The organism is Ectobacillus sp. JY-23 (assembly GCF_023022965.1).
Classification (GTDB): domain Bacteria; phylum Bacillota; class Bacilli; order Bacillales; family Bacillaceae_G; genus Ectobacillus.
Map to the genome: position 1 here is coordinate 1655183 of NZ_CP095462.1, position 18167 is coordinate 1673349.

The window sequence follows — 18167 nt, forward strand, 5'->3', positions numbered from 1 at the left end:
GGTGCAGCAATTGCTGCACCTTTTTAAGATCGAAAGCACGAATACGTTCCCAATAAGGTAACAGAGCATCCCAATGCTTCTAGCTCCATCTTTGCGCCGTTCTGTAATACTTCTGCATAGCTTCCTTCCACATCAATTAAGAAAAAATAATTCCCAAGTCCTGTCTTCATAGGACGCGATTCAATTTTAGAAAGATTTAGCTTGCGCCACGCAAAAGCCGCTAGAACCTGGTAAAGAGCACCAGCATAATCGGATGGCATCGTGATCATCCAGGTTGTTTTTTCACCGTGGGGCTCGTATTTTGCTGGTAAACATGACTGCTGCTTATGCAACACAATAAATTTTGTATGATTGTTCTTATGCGTGTGGATATCTTGTCTCACAACAGATAATCCGTATTTTTCTGCTGCAGCCTCGTTGGCGATTGCCGCAATATGCTGCTCTGGGTTTTCATGCACAAATTTTGCGGCCGCACTTGTTGAAGTCATGTCCTCTGTACGCACACCCTTTAGTTCACTGTTGAGAAACTTATGACATTGCGCAATTGCATGCGGATGTGAATATACAGCCTGTACTTGCTTCCATGTTTCTGCTCGGTCAGGATGCACGAGTAAGTGTTGCCGAACAGGCACGGTAATTTCACCCACAATCGTCAATGGCTGCTCATGAATTAAGTAATCAATCGTAATGTTAACCGAGCCCTCAATCGCATTCTCTAGCGGGACAACTGCATAATCAATCTCCCCGTTTGCTACCGCGTCTATACAGTCGGGAATGGTTGCATAGGGCATACGCATTTCATTTGGAAAGAAATGATTTACCACCATATGCGTAAACGTTGCCTCCGGTCCTAAGTACCCAATTTTATTGCCCATATCCTCACCTCTTTTATATATCCTTTATTTATAACATGTCACATACGTTTCCGCTATATCTTTTAGAATATTCAAACAAAAAGATTGTGCCCATTTCCCAAACCGCGATTCTCTCTATTCCTTTCCGTGTCATACCTATACGCATGAGGGACTGACATTGCAAACAATCTCTTTCAATATCAGAAAGCCACTTAAAATATCGTACATATCCTCCTCTCCCTATTCCATTATAATGGAAATTTGGGCAACAGGAGGTTTTATTGTGAGTAACATACAAAAAGCTGCCAAATTTGGCAGCTTAATCAATAAACTCAAATTCATATTCCATAATTTTAACGATATCGCCATCTTTCGCACCGCGTTCGCGAAGTGCTTCATCGATACCCATACCGCGCATTTGACGCGCAAAACGGCGTACTGATTCCTCACGGCTGAAGTCTGTCATCTTAAATAGCTTTTCAATCTCGCCGCCGGATACAACGAAGGAACCATCACTTTCACGAGAAATAAAGAAGTTACGCTCATCTTTTTCAAATTTGTACATAACGCGCGCCGAACCTTCTTCCACTTCATGGAGCGGGAATTCAGGTGTGGTCTCCAACAAGTCAGCTACTGTAAACAACAGGTCGCGTAGGCCTTGTCTTGTAACCGCAGAAATTGGAAAGACTTTTACATCTGGTCCTACTTTGGACTTAAAAATTTCCAAATTCTCCTCTGCCTCTGGAATATCCATTTTGTTCGCTACCACAATTTGTGGGCGCTCTGTTAAACGGAGATTATATTCTTTTAACTCATTATTGATAGTAATGTAATCCTCGTACGGATCACGTCCCTCCATACCGGACATATCAATCACATGAACAATTACGCGTGTACGCTCAATATGACGAAGGAATTGATGTCCAAGACCCACACCTTCATGCGCACCTTCAATTAATCCTGGTAAGTCGGCCATAACAAATCCTCTACCGTCTTCCGTTTCTACCATACCAAGATTAGGAACAATTGTTGTAAAGTGATATGCTGCGATTTTTGGACGGGCGGCTGAAACAACTGATAGCAAAGTAGATTTACCTACACTCGGGAAACCTACCAAGCCAACATCCGCAAGCACCTTTAACTCTAGGATAACATCGCGCTCTTGGCCTGGCTCTCCATTTTCGGCAAGTTCTGGTGCTGGATTTGACGGTGACGCAAAACGGCTGTTGCCGCGACCACCACGACCACCGCGTGCAATAATTGCTTCTTGTCCATGTGTTACCAAATCAGCAATTACCTGACCAGTAGCCGCATCGGTTACCACCGTACCTGGTGGAACCTTAACAATCATATCTTCCGCATTTTTACCATGCTGTCCCTTACTCATACCGTGCTCTCCGCGCGGCGCTTTAAAATGACGTTGATAACGGAAATCCATCAATGTGCGCAAGCCTTCTTCTACTACAAAAATAACATTAGCACCTTTTCCGCCATCTCCGCCTGCTGGACCACCGTTTGGCACATATTTTTCACGACGAAAGGCAACCATTCCGTTTCCGCCGTCTCCGCCTTTAACGTATACCTTGACCTGATCTACGAACATTATTTCACCCCTCTTTGGTTAGTTGTATTTCAATTGATATCTCTTCTGAAGCAATATGAGAAGAAACGATATTATTACTTCTGTGTATAACCCAGTTTTTTATTTCATCTATATTTTCTAGTTTGCCACGAAAATCAAAAAAGAAACGAGCAAACCGATCATCCTGCTCAATTGTAATACATAAGTGATTCTCCGCATACACATCAACTACTCGATGAAGCATGCTAAAAAAATGTAGTGTCCATGTATACATTACTTCATCATACTTTGTTAGTGTATGTACATCACCCAGCACTTCATATTCTAAATTGCAAGGTGGATGACTCCATGTATATGTTAATAATAATTCTGTAAATAGAGGCATTTTTACATTCATAAGACGTGACTCTTGTTGTGCTTCCCCTACAAATTCATGAATGAGCTCTTGTACTCGTGCTTCGTTTCCAAGAGAAAGGTGAGCTTTAATCAATTGCAGACGATTCAGCCAATCATGACGTGAATGCCGCAAAGCGTCAACAACCGTCCATTGTGTTTTCATCTGAATACCCCTTTAATATAGAAAAGCTCTAACCTGCACTCAGGTTAGAGCTTTCCGTGAGTTTCATTATGCTTCTTGAGCAACAGGATATACACTCACTTGCTTACGGTCACGACCAAGACGCTCAAAGCGTACAACGCCGTCAACCTTCGCGTATAGAGTATCGTCACCACCGCGGCCAACGTTTACTCCAGGATAAATTTTCGTACCGCGTTGACGGTAAAGGATAGAGCCGCCAGATACGAATTGACCATCTGCACGCTTAGCGCCTAGACGCTTCGCGATAGAGTCACGACCGTTCTTTGTGCTACCTACACCTTTTTTGGATGCGAAAAACTGAAGATCTAATCTTAACATAGTTTACACCTCCTGCATGATTTCTTTTATGCGAATGTACCTGCCATAGTCCATTTCGATTGTTCGTAGCGAAACTAGCATACCTTCAAGAAGCAACTGCGTTTTTTGAAACGTTTCATCATCCAATTCAGGCAATCTATACGTTAAAAAACCACCGTTTTTTCCAAGGTTGATGTTCGCCTGCACATGACAAAGTGCTTCAATCGAATTGATGGAACCAAACACAACTGCTGATGCGCCGGCACAGACCAAGTCTTTACCATGCTCTGCAAAGTTGGCATGTCCCGTCATTTCAAACGATTGAATGCCTAATGATGTGCGATGTATCGTAACTTTAATCATTTCAACCTTACGCGTTGATTGCTTCAACTACAAGCTTTGTGTATGGCTGACGATGACCTTGCTTACGACGGTTGTTCTTTTTCGCTTTGTATTTGAAAACAATGATCTTTTTAGCGCGACCTTGTTTTTCAACTTTCGCAGTAACAGTTGCACCTGCTACAAGCGGGCTACCAACTTTAACATCTTCGCCGCCTACGAAAAGAACTTTGTCGAAAGTAACTGTGTCACCAGCTTGTGCATCAAGCTTTTCTACGTAGATCGCTTGACCTGCTTCAACCTTGATTTGTTTACCACCAGTTTCGATAATTGCGTACATAATTGCACCTCCTCATAATTTATAAGACACGCCATAGACAGGCAGAGCCATGTCATTTAAAACCTGTTATGTGCGGTTGCAGCGTATAGCCAATTAGGTGCTATAAACCATAACAAAAAGATGTTATCACGAACCAACTGCAATGTCAATAACGGTTATTGGTTTTTCAGTCGTAAAACCTCCTCTTTTGTCCCAAGATGACGAATGGTAAAACCGTGCGTCATACGAGTCGAAAAATGTACCTCCAGTACGCTTTGAAGCGTTTGAAACACTTCTTGTGTGCGCATATCCGCTTCTACTAACGCTGCCTCATAATCGCTGCCACGATATTGCAGCAGCTCTCTTTCGAGCTTATATGCCGCTGTTTCTGGAGACATGACAAGCCCTTCTTTACAACAATCACAAGCTGCAAGTAAGTAATCACGTAACGATTTTCGTTTTCTTCTTCTTGTCATCTCTAGTACGCCAAGCGCTGTGAAGGAAAATACTTTCGTAATTGCACCATCTTTCAAAAGCTCCTCCCAAAGTACTTGTTTTACCTGCTCTTGATGATGCTTCTCTTTCATATTAATAAAATCCATAGCAATCATACCGCCAATATCACGAAGGCGAAGTTGCCTTGCAATCTCTTTTGCTGCGTATATATTTGTCTGTAAATTCGTATCTTCTTGTCTACCCTTTCCGGTGAATTTTCCTGTGTTTACATCAATGACTGTCATTGTTTCTGTTTGCTCAATGAGTATGTATGCGCCATTGTCCAGCCAAACAATTTTTTTTAATGCTTTTTCAATTTCGCTCTCAATATGATAAGCAGAAAACAATGACTCCTTGCCGCGATAAAGAGTTGTAATATTTCTTTTTGTTTGCGTCTGAATGATTTGCTGCATTTCGGTACTGTCCGTTACGATATGAGAAATGGTATGAAGCGGAATCTCATGAAGGATTCTGTCTAAAAAAGACTTGGCTTGATGCAATAACATAGGTGGAAATCCGTTTGTTGCACATATGATCTTATATAACGCTTGCAGTTGCTCCATTTCTTCCTTAATTATCAATAAATCCGCATGCTCGCAGGCAGAACGAAAAATAAATCCGCCACTCATCCGGTTGCCTAATTCCCGCAGCGCTAGCTTGCGCTCTTGTTCTTGAATATTACGGGACACCGCGGTGATATTTTCATGCGGCAAATACACAGCATATACACCCGGTATTTCTATTTTAGCAGTTAGTTTTGGACCTTTTGTGTCGATAGCTTCCTTTACAACTTGAATGACTACAGCCTGCCCTTGATAAACGAGCTCTTGAATTGGTTTTTCTTCGCCTCCGGGAATGGCACTTTTGTGCAAATACCCCTGCTTGTCTAATCCTACATCAACAAAAGCAGCATCCATTCCAGGCAGTACTTTCGTCACCCTTCCTATGTATATATTACCGACAAGATCTTCTTCCCCTGGTCGATCCATAAATACTTCTACAACGCGGTCATTTTCTACAACCGCAACACGCTTTTCTGTTCCTAATGCATTTACGTATAATGTTCTCAAATCTAATAGCCTCACTTTTGTCTCGGTGTACTTTAAGATACAAAAAGGCTAGTGCCGATGTCAACACTAGCCGATTAGCTCTCCAATGGAGGAGCTAATCCTTTTTTCAGTAAAATACGCATATAATAATTCATTTTCATCAAGCGTATACTGCTCCCGGCGTCCTTTTATCACTACTGAATGCTTATAGCCACGACGAAATTGTTCAAAAATTGTATATAAGGGCATCGTTTCATTGACTGTAATCACATCGATCTTCTCAATAGTACGCTTGCCGCCATAATAGCGATCGAGTAAAAAACGCATAAATGCATATTTCTGTTGCTTCCACTCGAGATAAATTGAGGTAGCAAGAAAACATAGCATCACCCACATGGTAAGATTTAGCGTATTAAGAAATAAACCACCAAGCGCAATCAAACAAAAGAAAATACTGGATATCAGCAACATGCGGCGGTGGGCTGCGAGGAACGGCCATCTGGTGGACAACACATTGAACATAATCTTGCCTCCATCAAGCGGCCAAATTGGCAATAAATTAAATAACAACAAACTGATATTGCTCCAAAAAAAGGTTGTATATAGATAAGAAGATAGCATCCCCGTCTCATATAATGCATAAGCGGCTCCCATCATCCACACATGTTGTATAGGACCAGCAGCTATGACTACCAGTTCTTCTTTTAAGGGCTTATTCCCATGCTCTTCAAGTTCTGCAACACCGCCAAACGGCAACAATTGAATTTGTTTAATACGCCACCGATAATGAGCAGCTGCAAGTGCATGACCTAGCTCATGAATAAATACGATGCTGAATAGAATCAAGATTTCTCTAAAGTGTGCGGTCATTACTCCAACAGCAATAAGTACCCAGAACAGAGGGTGAATGGATAGTTTCGTAAACACATCCATATATCTATTCAAATGAAATCACCTCAATTGGATCTACGAACGCATTACCTTTTTTAAACGCAAAATAAAATTGTCCATTTTTACCGTCAGGACTATTTTGTACTCTACCTATCTTTTGTTCTTTCTTGACATACCCGTATAAGGTTACAGAAACCTCCGCTAAATTACCGTACCAGGATTCTGTACCGTCTGTATGCTGAATGATAACGGTATTCCCCAAGTCCTGCTTCGTTCCTACAAAAATAGCAACTCCCTCATTTACTGCATCTACATTTGCATTCACATTTGTTTGAAACAACACACCTTGCCCATTTGTTTTAAAATTTTGTAATACTTTTCCTGATGCTGGAACCGCATACGTATTTTTGACTTTATCTACTTTTTGAGAAGATGGAAGCAGTGTTAATGGTTTTCCAAATTGCTTTTCATACCAATTCGTAACGGTCGCAAACTGAAACTCCTGTTGCATCACAGCTTGCGCTGTAGAACGCACAGGCTCAAGTGCAGCGGAAGGCTTTTTAAAGGCAATCGCCAGAAGAAGAACCAAACAGGCGGCACAAAGGGTTTTCAATAAGAATACTTCTTTTCGAAACAACGGGTGTATTGTTCGTTCTTCCTCTTCAAAGATAACGGGTGCTGTATACTCTTCATCTGGCAGTAAGAACACATCTGCATCTTTTTCATACGCCTGCTTTTGCTGTGCTGCCTTACGTTTGGCAATACGCTTGCGAATTTCATCCACACGCCGTTTTTTCATAGACACCTTCTCCTCTCTTTCGTCTATATCCATACTTGTCTGCACTCTCGCAAACTCTTATCCCGATGTCACTATACAACTTGTACTCTAATATGTATGAGTTGTCCTATCGAGATAGACCAGAAAAGCGGAGCCGACTGTTTAGGCACAGAAGCGAAGGTTCACATCCCTAAAAGGCGCTTTTTGCCTTTTTGAGGCTGAGGTTCTTAGATGGCAGTCCCTAGGAGGCGCAGCTGGATTAAAAAAAGCGCAAGCGGCTCGTTCTCCATAAGCTTTGGAATTCCATCATACAAAAAAGCACTTCATCAAATGATGAAGTGCTTAACGGAAACCAAAGAATTTTTTTACTTTTGAAAGTACATTTCCTTTTTCTGTTCCTAAGTTTTGTAAAGGAATCTCTTCGCCAAGAAGCCTTCTTGCAATATTACGGTACGCTAAAGAAGCTTTACCATTTGGATGCAAGGCCACAGGTTCTCCCGTATTCGTAGCTCTAATAACAGCGTCGTCATCTTCTACAACACCAATTAGTTCGATAGAAAGTGTTCTTGCGATATCATCTACACTTAATGTTTCTTCTTGTTTTAACATGTGGCTGCGCACACGGTTAATAATGAGTTTTGGTGGCTCGATATCTTCTTGCTCCAATAAACCAATAATGCGGTCTGCATCACGCATAGAGGACACTTCCGGCGTTGTCACTACAATTGCTTTATCGGCTCCGGCAACAGCATTTTTAAATCCTTGCTCAATCCCCGCCGGACAATCAATTAATATGTAATCAAAGTCTTGTCGCAGTTCTTGAATAATTGCTTTCATTTGTTCAGGTGTGACCGCTGATTTATCTCTAGTTTGCGCAGCAGGTAATAAATATAGTTCTTCAAAGCGCTTGTCTTTAATCAGTGCCTGCGGCAAACGACAGCGTCCCTCCACTACATCAACCAAATCGAATACGATGCGGTTCTCTAGTCCCATGACAACATCCAGATTGCGCAGACCGATGTCTGTGTCGATTAAGCAGACCTTTTTCTCAGATAAAGCCAGAGCTGTCCCAAGATTTGCGGAGGTAGTTGTTTTGCCGACTCCGCCTTTTCCAGATGTAATAACAATTGCCTCTCCCACAGCTATACAATTCCCCTTTCTAGCCTTGTTAAATTAGGTCTGAGATGAGTGAGAAGTTGAATGCGGTCCACAACAATTTGCTTGTCTTGATTTATATAAGCACATTCCATGGTATGCCCATCCCCTTTTGCATCAGGCGCCCTGTTCACAATATCACCAATTTTAAGTTGCATCGGATTCATAAGCGAAGCTGCAATGATCGCTTCGTCATTGCCACGAGATCCGGCATGAGCAATACCACGTAGCGCTCCAATAATGAAAATGTTCCCACCTGCAATAACAGTACCACCGGGATTCACATCTCCAATCAATAATAAGTCTCCCTTTACCTCCAAGCATTGACCAGAGCGGATGATTTTTGTTACAGACACAATCTCTGTCTCACTTCTCCATTCCATTGCCTGCTCTTTTGTCATCACATTGCTTTCAATGGTATTTACAACTAAATTCTTTTTATTGCGGATGAGAGTTCGAAGCATTTCCTCCTGCTTGGTCGTCACATAACGATTTCCTACCCTAACTTGCACTTCAATAAGCGAACGGTCATCGCTATCGTAGTAGCTTGTCGAAAGTTTTTCATCGATTTCCTGTAACAATTCCTCAAATGAACAAGCATCATCCAAATGCAACGTCAATCCATCTTTTGTTCCTTTAATAGTTACGTATTGTTGCTTCACTAAAACTCACCCCATCGATTCAATTCGACATAAAGACAAAAAATCCTCTTTATTTTTCTTCCGTAACCGCAAGAAGTTTTAATAAATATTTTCGAAGCGGGATGCAGAAAAGGATGAGGAAAATCAAATTCAATAACAATGTTGGTAACATGCGCTGTAAAGTGAACATCCCTAGTGATAAATGAGTTCTTCCTAAAAGGGATAAAAACCCGTACACATAGTACTCAAGCGCTGTTGTACCTAGCAATACTAGAATAGACACGATAAATACGTTTATCTGCAAAATGCGCATTGCATTGAAAACGATATAAACTAAAATGGGGTATGCAAATAAATATATACCGATTAGCTCTGTATACACCATATCGAATAGAAATCCGAAGATAAGCGCAAAATACATACCTTTTCCGGAGTTATAGTAAATTGTGATAAACACCAGTACTGCAAATAAAAAATGCGGTGCGGCGATTGTATCTTTTTTAAATAAATCGGTCGGTACAACTGAAGAAAACAAACTTTCCAGAATAAAAATCAACAACAAAAAGAGAGGAAGAATAAGCTTTTGCATTGTACCCCTCCCTTTATTGCAATTCTTCCTGCGCTGCAAGCATTGTACGTCTCGCCACAATGACATTGTTTACATCATTGAGATTTGCCGCAGGCTTTACATACGCAGTTTGCGTTAATCCATATTCATCGGGTTTTGCATCTATTACCGTCCCAATTACAAGTCCATTTGGAAAAATGCCGCCAAGTCCTGATGTTACCACAATTTGATCTTTTTTAATAACCGCATCTGATGGAATTTTGGTGAAGATAAGTGCTTGTTTATCTTTGTCATATCCTTCAATCAAACCAAAAATTGTTGTATCATCTTGCACAAACGCTGAAATACGATTGGTTCGATTCAATGAACTGAGCAGCTCTACGGTAGCTGTAAATTGTGAAACACTTTTTATCTTCCCAATCAAACCTTTATCAGTGATAACGGCCATATCTTTTTTTACGCCTTGTTGGGCACCTTTATCAATAGAAACCAAATCGTACCACTTATCCGGATTTCGTCCAATGACTGTCGTATGAAGCGGATCGAATTGACGAAGAGATTGCTCTTTGCCTAAAATCGCACGAAATTCTTCATTCTCCTTCGTTAACTCTCCTACTCTTGAAGAAAGCTCGGCATATTTATCCAGCTTTGCCTTTAGTACCTTATTTTCTTCATATGTACGCTTTAAGTCTTCAATATCTTGAAATAAGCCCGCCACAGCTTGTGCGGGCTTATTCAATACTCGTTCTACGACACCGACGGCATCTTTAATAAACTGCTCCGGCCAAGTGAGTTTTTGACGTTCCTTTAAAGAAATCCCAATTAACGTTACAAGTAGAATAATACTAACCAGTAATACAATTAAACGTTTATTGAAGAAAAACTGCGGCACGCCTACACCCTCTTAAATCAGCTTAATTTTGTTTTAAATAGGTCAATGTTATCAAGCGCTTTTCCTGTTCCGATTGCTACGCAATCCAAAGGATTTTCCGCAACTAATACAGGCATATTTGTTTCTTCACTGATTACCTTATCTAAGTTGCGAAGCAATGCACCGCCGCCTGTTAAGACAATACCGCGATCCATAATATCCGCTGCTAGCTCAGGCGGTGTTTTTTCCAATGTATTTTTTACAGATTCCACAATCGCAACTACCGTGTCGCGCAGCGCCTCTGCCACTTCTTCCGGTTGAATTAAAACTGTTTTTGGAAGACCTGTAATTAAATCACGTCCACGAATTTCCATTGGCTCAATGCCTTCTGGGCTTCCAGCAGAGCCAATTTCTAATTTTAATGCTTCGGCTGTACGTTCACCAATCATTAAATTATAGTTTTTCTTAATATACTGGATAATGGACTCGTCCATTTCATCCCCAGCCACACGGATAGATTGACTTGTTACAATACCACCAAGAGAGATAATGGCAACTTCTGTTGTACCACCGCCAATATCTACAACCATGCTGCCTGTTGGCTCCCATACAGGAAGGTTCGCACCAATTGCAGCTGCAAACGGCTCTTCAATCGGATATGCATCACGTGCACCCGCTTGACGTGTCGCATCGATAACAGCACGTTTTTCTACTGCTGTAATCCCCGATGGCACACATACCATAACGTATGGCTTACGTGAGAAAAATCCGTTCGATTTTTGTGCTTGCTTAATATAATATTTCATCATAGTAGCTGTTGTTTCATAGTCAGCGATAACACCATCGCGCATTGGGCGCAATGCCACTACGTTTCCTGGTGTACGACCAATCATTTTTTTCGCATCGTTACCAACCGCTACAATCTGCTTTGTATCTGTTTGCATAGCCACAACTGATGGCTCACGCACCACAACACCTTTTCCTTTCACATATACAAGCGTATTTGCAGTACCTAAATCTATTCCAAGGTCACGAGTAAAACCGCCAAATCCCAACATATTCTGTATCTTCCTTTCTAAAACGAAAATACTTTGCTTTTATTTTAAAAACAAAACGTTTCAACATTTCACTTATCTTATTGTTAACTAAAGCCTATAAAAAACTCATAAAACACATTATAAAACAAAATGAAAAAAATGAATAGTATTAAATATAACCTTTTTCCTTTAAGCTGACAAATTTATGTTCGCCGATAATGATATGGTCGAGCAACTCCACACCCATAATCTTACCACATTCGGTTAAACGTTTGGTAACCTCAATATCTTCTCGGCTTGGCGAGGGGTCGCCGGATGGATGATTATGAAGGCATATTAAAGAAGCCGCCGAACGGCGCAATGCTTCGCGGAACACTTCGCGCGGATGTACGATGGAGGCGTTCAAACTACCGATAAATACCGTTTGTCGATGGATAATTTGATTTTTGGTGTTTAAATATAAACAAACAAAGTGCTCCTGCTGTAAAAAACGCATTTCTTCCATCATATACTTGGCACAATCTTCTGGATTTCGGATACTATAACGCTGCTTATATTCCAGTCGTACCATTCTGCGTCCAAGTTCAAAGGCAGCCATGAGTTGAACTGCTTTTGCTATACCAATGCCATGAATTTCAGTAATCTCTTCTACTGTTGCATCTTTTAGCAATCTTAATCCGTCAAAATGATGTAAAATTCGATTGGCTAATGTCAAAACACTTTCCTCTTTTGAACCTGTTCTTAGTAAAATAGCAAGCAGTTCTGTATTAGATAAACTGCTTGCTCCTTCTGTTAGCATTCGTTCACGCGGCTGATCTTCTCGCACCATGTCACGAATACCGCTCATATAAAAAACCTCTGTAGCTCTCTTGCTACGCGAGCAATTGGTAAACCAACAACTGAATAGTAATCCCCGGCAATTTTTCGTACTAATACAGCGCCTCTTCCTTGGATTCCATAGCTTCCTGCTTTATCAAACGGCTCTCCGGTTTGCAGATAAGCCGTGATATCTTCTTCTGTTAGCTCATAAAACGTCACTTCTGTACGTTCGTAGAATGTTGTCGCTTTTTCCCGGGAAACAATTGCAACACCTGTGAACACCTCATGTGTCCTGCCGGATAACCGCCGCAGGGTTGCAGCCGCATCTTGTCTATTCTCAGGCTTCCCAAGCACCTGTCCGTCAATTACCACAACTGTGTCCGCACCTAACACAATTGCTTCCTTCATATTACGAGCTACATCATGAGCCTTTTGGAGTGCAAGTGACATAACAATGTCCTCAGGCAAGCTTGTTTCATCCACAATTTCTTCCACTTGGCTGGCGTGAACCGCAAATGGGATGTCTAAAAGGGCAAGCAACTCGTTGCGACGTGGAGACCCTGATGCCAATATTACTTGTTTCACGATTATCACCTTTCTTTCTTTTCGTTTTAGAAGGAAGATATCGTCATCGTATCAGAATTTCTATCTTGTCACAATGTTGGAAAAATGTCTTTTTTCTCTTCTATAACACATAAAAAAGAGAAGAATACTCTCTTCTTCTCCTACAAGTTTTCATCAATATACACTTACGTGGCCGTAACGATGGTCTCATATGCAAGCAGACCGTCCAATAAAAGTTGCTGCAGCTTAATCAAATTGGCTTCTTCTTGCTTTTCACGGTAGCTTTTTAGTGTATCAAACGCCAATGAAGTATACGTTGTAAGCTTTTTCAGCTCATCCTGTTCAATATTTTTTTCTTGCTTTTTCATAGCACTAATCTCTTTTTCAAGTTTCTGCCACGTTGCATCGTCTACCTTTCCGGTTGTAAAGCAAAGAGACGATTGCTGTAATAGACCATTTAGTGCTTGATTTGCTTTAACAATGACCGCAGTTTGTTTTTCATATGTTTTTGGTACAGCTTTTGCTTCAATTGACCATGGCTTGTATAAACCTTTTATATTTTTCTTTTGTCCAATTGCTTTGGCTATTACGTCACTGTCTGCAACGGATATGAATACAAAAAATTTAGCACCGGATTCTCGTAACACTGCCGGAACACCTTGCTTTTTCCAATCTGAGACTGCTGTATTTCCCTGCTCTTTTGTAGAAAAGGCCGCAACTTGCATCACATGCGCTTGCACAGGTGTTAACTCTTGTACAGAAGTTTGCAAAGCGCCAGAAGATGGTACAGACGTTGCAACCGAGGCTGAAGTGGCTTTTTTAGATGCTACCTGGCCACTTCCCATCACTTGCAGTACGGTTACTCCAAAGCCTGTCCCAATTAAAACTGCAGACCCTACAGTTAACAGTAATTTTTTATGAGGTACAATTCTTTTTTTTGAAATTGGCGCCTCATATTCTCCTCGAAACGGCAGCACATTATCGACCGCAGACGGCAAGGTTGCGGCACTCCCTTTTTCCATGTAATTCGCTTCTGTTCCATTGACTTTAATCGATATTTTCGGAGACTGCTTGTCCACAACCCCATCCCCTTTCTATCCAAAGCGTAACATGTCTACCTTAAGAAGTAACATGAGATTTGTCGATATGCGTTCGTCATTTTCCCTTATATCTCATGTATATTCGGCTAGAAGGAGTTGTAGAACTGTCGAATTGTCTTCTTTACCGTGACCGCCAATATTTTCGAACCTCTGCGATAAAATAGAGAGAACCTGTTATTACAAATACATCTTCTTGCGTCAAGCGACCATATACTGCCTCAATGGCCTCTTTCCAGTTATGGTAGATAATCGGCTGTTTACTGTATACAGCCAGCAGTTCAGGGCTTGCAGCACGCGGAAAGTCAAAGGTCGTAAAAATCATTTGATTTGCGATGCCTTCAAGCGCTGCAATCATACCATCGACCTGCTTATCTCCTAAAGCGCTGAATAAGACTGTTATATGTCGACCACCATAATGTGTTTCCAGTGTCTTTACCAGACCATTTACACCTTCTGGATTATGAGCACCGTCAAGAATTACATCCGGTTTAGAAGCAATAGTTTCAAAACGCCCCAGCCAAAACGCTTGACGCAGTCCTTTTTCTATATGCTGATTTGTAATATCAAACCGGTGGTGATCGCGTAAGTATAATACACCTCGCAATGCTAAGGAAGCGTTATGTACTTGATGTTCTCCCTTCATAGAAATAACCAGTCTTTCCCATGAGTCTTTTTCAGTTGTAAACGAAAATACTTCTCCTCCTTCAGAAGAAGCAATGTATCGGCTTGTAAAATCGGTATGCAACTGATATACCGGTGCTTTCTGCCTAGATGCTTCCACCAGAATAACTTCTACAGCCTCTGGCTGTGAAACACCTGTAATAACAGGGACGTTGTGTTTAATAATGCCGGCCTTTTCTCCTGCAATTGCGGTGAGTGTTTCACCGAGAATATGCATATGATCGTGACCAATCGTTGTGATGATACTAAGCAACGGATGAACCACGTTAGTTGAATCATACCGACCTCCAAGTCCTGTTTCTAACAGCACTACATCACAAGCTTGAACAAGTCCAAAGTAGTAAAAAGCCATTACTGTAATAATTTCAAACTCGGTTGCTACACCTAGATTTGTTTGCTCCAACCTGTCCACAACTGGCTTCACCGTTTGTACCAGATGAGTGATATCATTATCAGAAATTGGTGTACCATTCACACTAATCCGCTCATTAAATGTTTCAATGTAAGGTGAAGTAAATGTCCCGATTGTATAACCAGCTTCCTGCAGAATTGTACGCATATAAGTAACAGTAGAGCCTTTGCCGTTTGTACCGGCAATATGAACACATGCTATTTTTTGGTGCGGGTTTCCGAGCTCGGCCAGCATCCATTCCATTCGTTCTAGCCCAGGTTTAATACCGAACTGCAGACGGCTGTGAATCCAGTCGAGTGCTTCTTTATATGTATACATGAAAAGTCCCCCCTATAAAAAAGCCCAACAAGGGCTGTTCAGCTTCTGAACCTATTATATCCTTGTTGGGCTATGCTATTATTTCTTGATTTCCACTAAGCGTGCACGAACCGCTTCGCGTTTTTCCATGTAGTCTTGTTGCTTCTTACGTTCTTCTTCAATCACATGAGCTGGCGCTTTTTTTACAAAACCTTCGTTGCCAAGCTTTTTCTCGACACGTTCCACTTCGCTATCTAGCTTTTTCAGCTCTTTCTCCAAACGGCTGATTTCTTCGTCTAAATTCAGTAAGCCTTCTAGCGGTAAGAACAACTCTGCTCCTGTCACAACAGCTGTCATTGCTTTGTCCGGCGCCTGTATATCCGTTGCAATTGTTAAATCGCTTGGGTTACAGAAGCGCTCAATGTATGCGCTGTTAGCTTGCAAGCTCGCAAGAATTGCTCCATCTTTTGCTTTAATTTGCATCTGAATCTTTTTGCTAAGCGGTGTGTTTACTTCCGCACGAATGTTACGAACAGAGCGGATAATCTCCACAAGAAGATGCATTTCTTCCGCAGCTTTGCTATCAGCTAAATCTTCACGTACTGTCGGCCACTTTGCAATCGTAATGGATTCGCCTTCATGTGGAAGGTGCTGCCAAATTTCTTCTGTTACGAAAGGCATAAACGGGTGTAATAGCTTCATTGTGCTTTCCAACACATATGCGAGTACTGAGCGTGTGGTATGCTTAGCAGCTTCATCTTCCCCATAAAGAGGTAGCTTTGCCATTTCAATGTACCAATCACAGAAATCGTCCCAAATGAAGTTATATAGTGCACGACCAACTTCACCAAGTTCGTATTTGTCAAGATTCTTTGTCACGCTTTCGATTGTCTCGTTCAAGCGAGTTAAAATCCATTTATCCGCAACAGACTTTTCGCCTGTCAAATCGATATCTTCATGCTTCATTTCACCTAAGTTCATCAATACAAAGCGAGAAGCATTCCAAATTTTATTAATAAAGTTCCAGGTAGACTCTACCTTTTCAATACTAAAGCGCAAATCTTGTCCTGGCGCACTGCCTGTAGATAAGAAATAACGAAGTGAATCCGCACCGTACTGTGCAATAACATCCATTGGATCTACACCATTGCCCAGAGATTTACTCATTTTACGCCCTTGTGCATCGCGAACAAGACCATGAATCAATACGTCCTTAAATGGACGTTGCCCCGTGAACTCCAAACCTTGGAAAATCATACGAGATACCCAGAAGAAGATAATGTCATAACCTGTTACTAGTACATCAGTTGAATAGTAGCGTTTGAAATCAGCAGCATCAGCGTCTGGCCAGCCAAGAGTTGAGAACGGCCACAGCGCTGAGCTGAACCACGTATCTAATACATCATTATCCTGTTCCCAATTTTCAATATCAGCCGGCGGCTTTTCATCTACATACACTTCTCCGGTTTCTTTATGATACCAAGCCGGAATGCGGTGTCCCCACCAAAGTTGACGAGAAATACACCAGTCGCGAATGTTCTCCATCCAGCGCAGATATGTTTTCTCAAAACGCTCTGGAACAAAGGAAACCTTTTCTTCTTGTTCTTGAAGTGCAATGGCTGCATCCGCAAGAGGCTGCATTTTCACAAACCATTGTGTGGACAAATATGGCTCGACAACTGCATCACTTCGCTCGCTGTGGCCTACAGAGTGCATATGCTCCTCAATTTTGATTAGTACACCTTGTTCTTGTAAATCCTTTACGATTTGCTTGCGGCAGGCAAAGCGATCCATTCCCTCGTATTTACCTGCTTTCTCATTCATTGTTCCATCTTCATTCATCACAAGAATACGCGGTAAGTTATGACGGTTTCCAATTTCAAAGTCGTTCGGATCATGTGCTGGGGTAATTTTAACAGCGCCAGAACCAAATTCTTTATCTACATACTCATCGCCAACAATTGGAATTTCACGGCCAACGATTGGTAGGATTGCTGTTTTCCCAATTAAATGTTGATAGCGCTCATCTTCTGGATGTACTGCAATTGCTGTATCTCCTAGCATAGTTTCAGGACGCGTTGTAGCAACTTCAATGTAGCCGGAACCGTCCGCAAGAGGATAACGCATATGATAGAACGCGCCTTGTACGTCTTTGTAAATAACTTCAATATCTGATAATGCTGTTTTGGTAGCGGGATCCCAGTTGATAATATACTCACCACGATAAATGAGACCTTTTTTGTACAGCTCAACGAATACACGTTTTACAGCATCAGATAGACCTTCATCAAGCGTAAAACGCTCACGAGAATAGTCTAATCCAAGACCCAGCTTTTCCCACTGCGCACGAATATGAGAAGCATACTCATCTTTCCATTCCCAAGCTTTTTCTAGAAACTTCTCGCGACCTAGGTCATAACGGCTCACGCCTTCTTCACGAAGCTTTGCTTCTACCTTGGCCTGTGTTGCAATGCCTGCATGATCCATACCAGGTAGCCATAATACGTCATAACCTTGCATACGCTTTGCACGCGTAAGAATATCTTGCAATGTTGTATCCCACGCATGGCCTAAATGGAGCTTACCTGTTACGTTTGGCGGTGGAATCACAATTGTGTAAGGCTGTTTTTCCGCCTCGCCCTTTGCTTCAAAGTATTTGCCCTCCAGCCACCATTTATAGCGACCTTCCTCGACGGACAAATGGTCGTATTTTGTTGGTAAATTTTTTTCCGTCATATTATTTCCTCCTTTAAAAATGGCTCTGTGAAAGTTTTTTGTTGATCTCTGCTACAAGGGGAAGCCTCCTAGACGCATAACGTG

The 18167-nt window shown here is 41.6% G+C and carries 19 protein-coding genes and 1 other annotated feature; all 19 genes read right to left on the reverse strand.

From position 1 onward, the window contains the following. Positions 1-23: 23 nt before the first annotated feature. Positions 24-875 (reverse strand): prephenate dehydratase, encoded by an 852-nt coding sequence (gene pheA / locus MUG87_RS08630; protein WP_247087066.1) that lies wholly within the window; start codon positions 873-875, stop codon positions 24-26. 298 nt (positions 876-1173) lie between these two features. After that, on the reverse strand, positions 1174-2457 hold the full coding sequence (gene obgE / locus MUG87_RS08635) for a GTPase ObgE (protein WP_247087067.1): 1284 nt from the start codon (positions 2455-2457) through the stop codon (positions 1174-1176). Between the two features lie 4 nt (positions 2458-2461). Continuing rightward, the gene (locus MUG87_RS08640; RefSeq protein WP_247087068.1) at positions 2462-2995 is read right to left on the reverse strand and encodes a Spo0B C-terminal domain-containing protein; all 534 of its coding nucleotides are present in this window, start codon (positions 2993-2995) and stop codon (positions 2462-2464) included. 66 nt (positions 2996-3061) lie between these two features. After that, entirely contained in the window at positions 3062-3352 is a 291-nt protein-coding gene (gene rpmA / locus MUG87_RS08645) for a 50S ribosomal protein L27 (protein ID WP_124563251.1), read from the reverse strand. A 3-nt stretch (positions 3353-3355) separates the two neighbouring features. Beyond that, positions 3356-3694: a ribosomal-processing cysteine protease Prp gene (locus MUG87_RS08650; protein WP_247087069.1), complete on the reverse strand. Its 339-nt coding sequence runs from the start codon at positions 3692-3694 to the stop codon at positions 3356-3358. Between the two features lie 7 nt (positions 3695-3701). Further along, positions 3702-4010, reverse strand: coding sequence for a 50S ribosomal protein L21 (gene rplU, locus MUG87_RS08655; RefSeq protein ID WP_247087070.1), 309 nt, complete (start codon positions 4008-4010; stop codon positions 3702-3704). A gap of 14 nt (positions 4011-4024) precedes the next feature. Beyond that, positions 4025-4098 (reverse strand) — a sequence feature (ribosomal protein L21 leader region). Positions 4099-4165: 67 nt separating this feature from the next. Beyond that, positions 4166-5554, reverse strand: a complete 1389-nt coding sequence (locus tag MUG87_RS08660; RefSeq protein WP_247087071.1) for an Rne/Rng family ribonuclease — start codon at positions 5552-5554, stop codon at positions 4166-4168. Between the two features lie 66 nt (positions 5555-5620). Next, complete coding sequence (locus MUG87_RS08665; RefSeq protein WP_247087072.1) at positions 5621-6478, reverse strand: M50 family metallopeptidase; 858 nt, start codon at positions 6476-6478, stop codon at positions 5621-5623. Beyond that, positions 6471-7223: a M23 family metallopeptidase gene (locus MUG87_RS08670; protein WP_247087073.1), complete on the reverse strand. Its 753-nt coding sequence runs from the start codon at positions 7221-7223 to the stop codon at positions 6471-6473. Before MUG87_RS08670 ends, MUG87_RS08665 begins: the two co-directional genes overlap by 8 nt. 321 nt (positions 7224-7544) lie before the next feature. Then, positions 7545-8342, reverse strand: coding sequence for a septum site-determining protein MinD (gene minD, locus MUG87_RS08675; protein ID WP_124563245.1), 798 nt, complete (start codon positions 8340-8342; stop codon positions 7545-7547). A gap of 2 nt (positions 8343-8344) precedes the next feature. After that, the gene (gene minC, locus MUG87_RS08680; protein ID WP_247087074.1) at positions 8345-9019 is read right to left on the reverse strand and encodes a septum site-determining protein MinC; all 675 of its coding nucleotides are present in this window, start codon (positions 9017-9019) and stop codon (positions 8345-8347) included. 49 nt (positions 9020-9068) lie between these two features. Next, on the reverse strand, positions 9069-9587 hold the full coding sequence (gene mreD / locus MUG87_RS08685; RefSeq protein WP_247087075.1) for a rod shape-determining protein MreD: 519 nt from the start codon (positions 9585-9587) through the stop codon (positions 9069-9071). A 13-nt stretch (positions 9588-9600) separates the two neighbouring features. Next, on the reverse strand, positions 9601-10458 hold the full coding sequence (gene mreC, locus MUG87_RS08690) for a rod shape-determining protein MreC (protein ID WP_247087076.1): 858 nt from the start codon (positions 10456-10458) through the stop codon (positions 9601-9603). Positions 10459-10475: 17 nt separating this feature from the next. Continuing rightward, on the reverse strand, positions 10476-11495 hold the full coding sequence (mreB, locus tag MUG87_RS08695) for a cell shape-determining protein MreB (RefSeq protein WP_124563241.1): 1020 nt from the start codon (positions 11493-11495) through the stop codon (positions 10476-10478). Positions 11496-11643: 148 nt separating this feature from the next. Next, the gene (gene radC, locus MUG87_RS08700; RefSeq protein ID WP_247087077.1) at positions 11644-12321 is read right to left on the reverse strand and encodes a RadC family protein; all 678 of its coding nucleotides are present in this window, start codon (positions 12319-12321) and stop codon (positions 11644-11646) included. Continuing rightward, positions 12318-12878, reverse strand: a complete 561-nt coding sequence (locus MUG87_RS08705) for a Maf family protein (RefSeq protein WP_247087078.1) — start codon at positions 12876-12878, stop codon at positions 12318-12320. Before MUG87_RS08705 ends, radC begins: the two co-directional genes overlap by 4 nt. A gap of 164 nt (positions 12879-13042) precedes the next feature. Beyond that, on the reverse strand, positions 13043-13936 hold the full coding sequence (locus tag MUG87_RS08710; protein WP_247087079.1) for a hypothetical protein: 894 nt from the start codon (positions 13934-13936) through the stop codon (positions 13043-13045). Between the two features lie 142 nt (positions 13937-14078). After that, complete coding sequence (locus MUG87_RS08715; RefSeq protein ID WP_247087080.1) at positions 14079-15368, reverse strand: bifunctional folylpolyglutamate synthase/dihydrofolate synthase; 1290 nt, start codon at positions 15366-15368, stop codon at positions 14079-14081. A 78-nt stretch (positions 15369-15446) separates the two neighbouring features. Further along, positions 15447-18083 carry a valine--tRNA ligase gene (locus MUG87_RS08720; RefSeq protein WP_247087081.1) on the reverse strand — a complete coding sequence of 879 codons (2637 nt, stop codon included), beginning with the start codon at positions 18081-18083 and terminating at the stop codon, positions 15447-15449. Between the last annotated feature and the right edge of the window lie 84 nt (positions 18084-18167).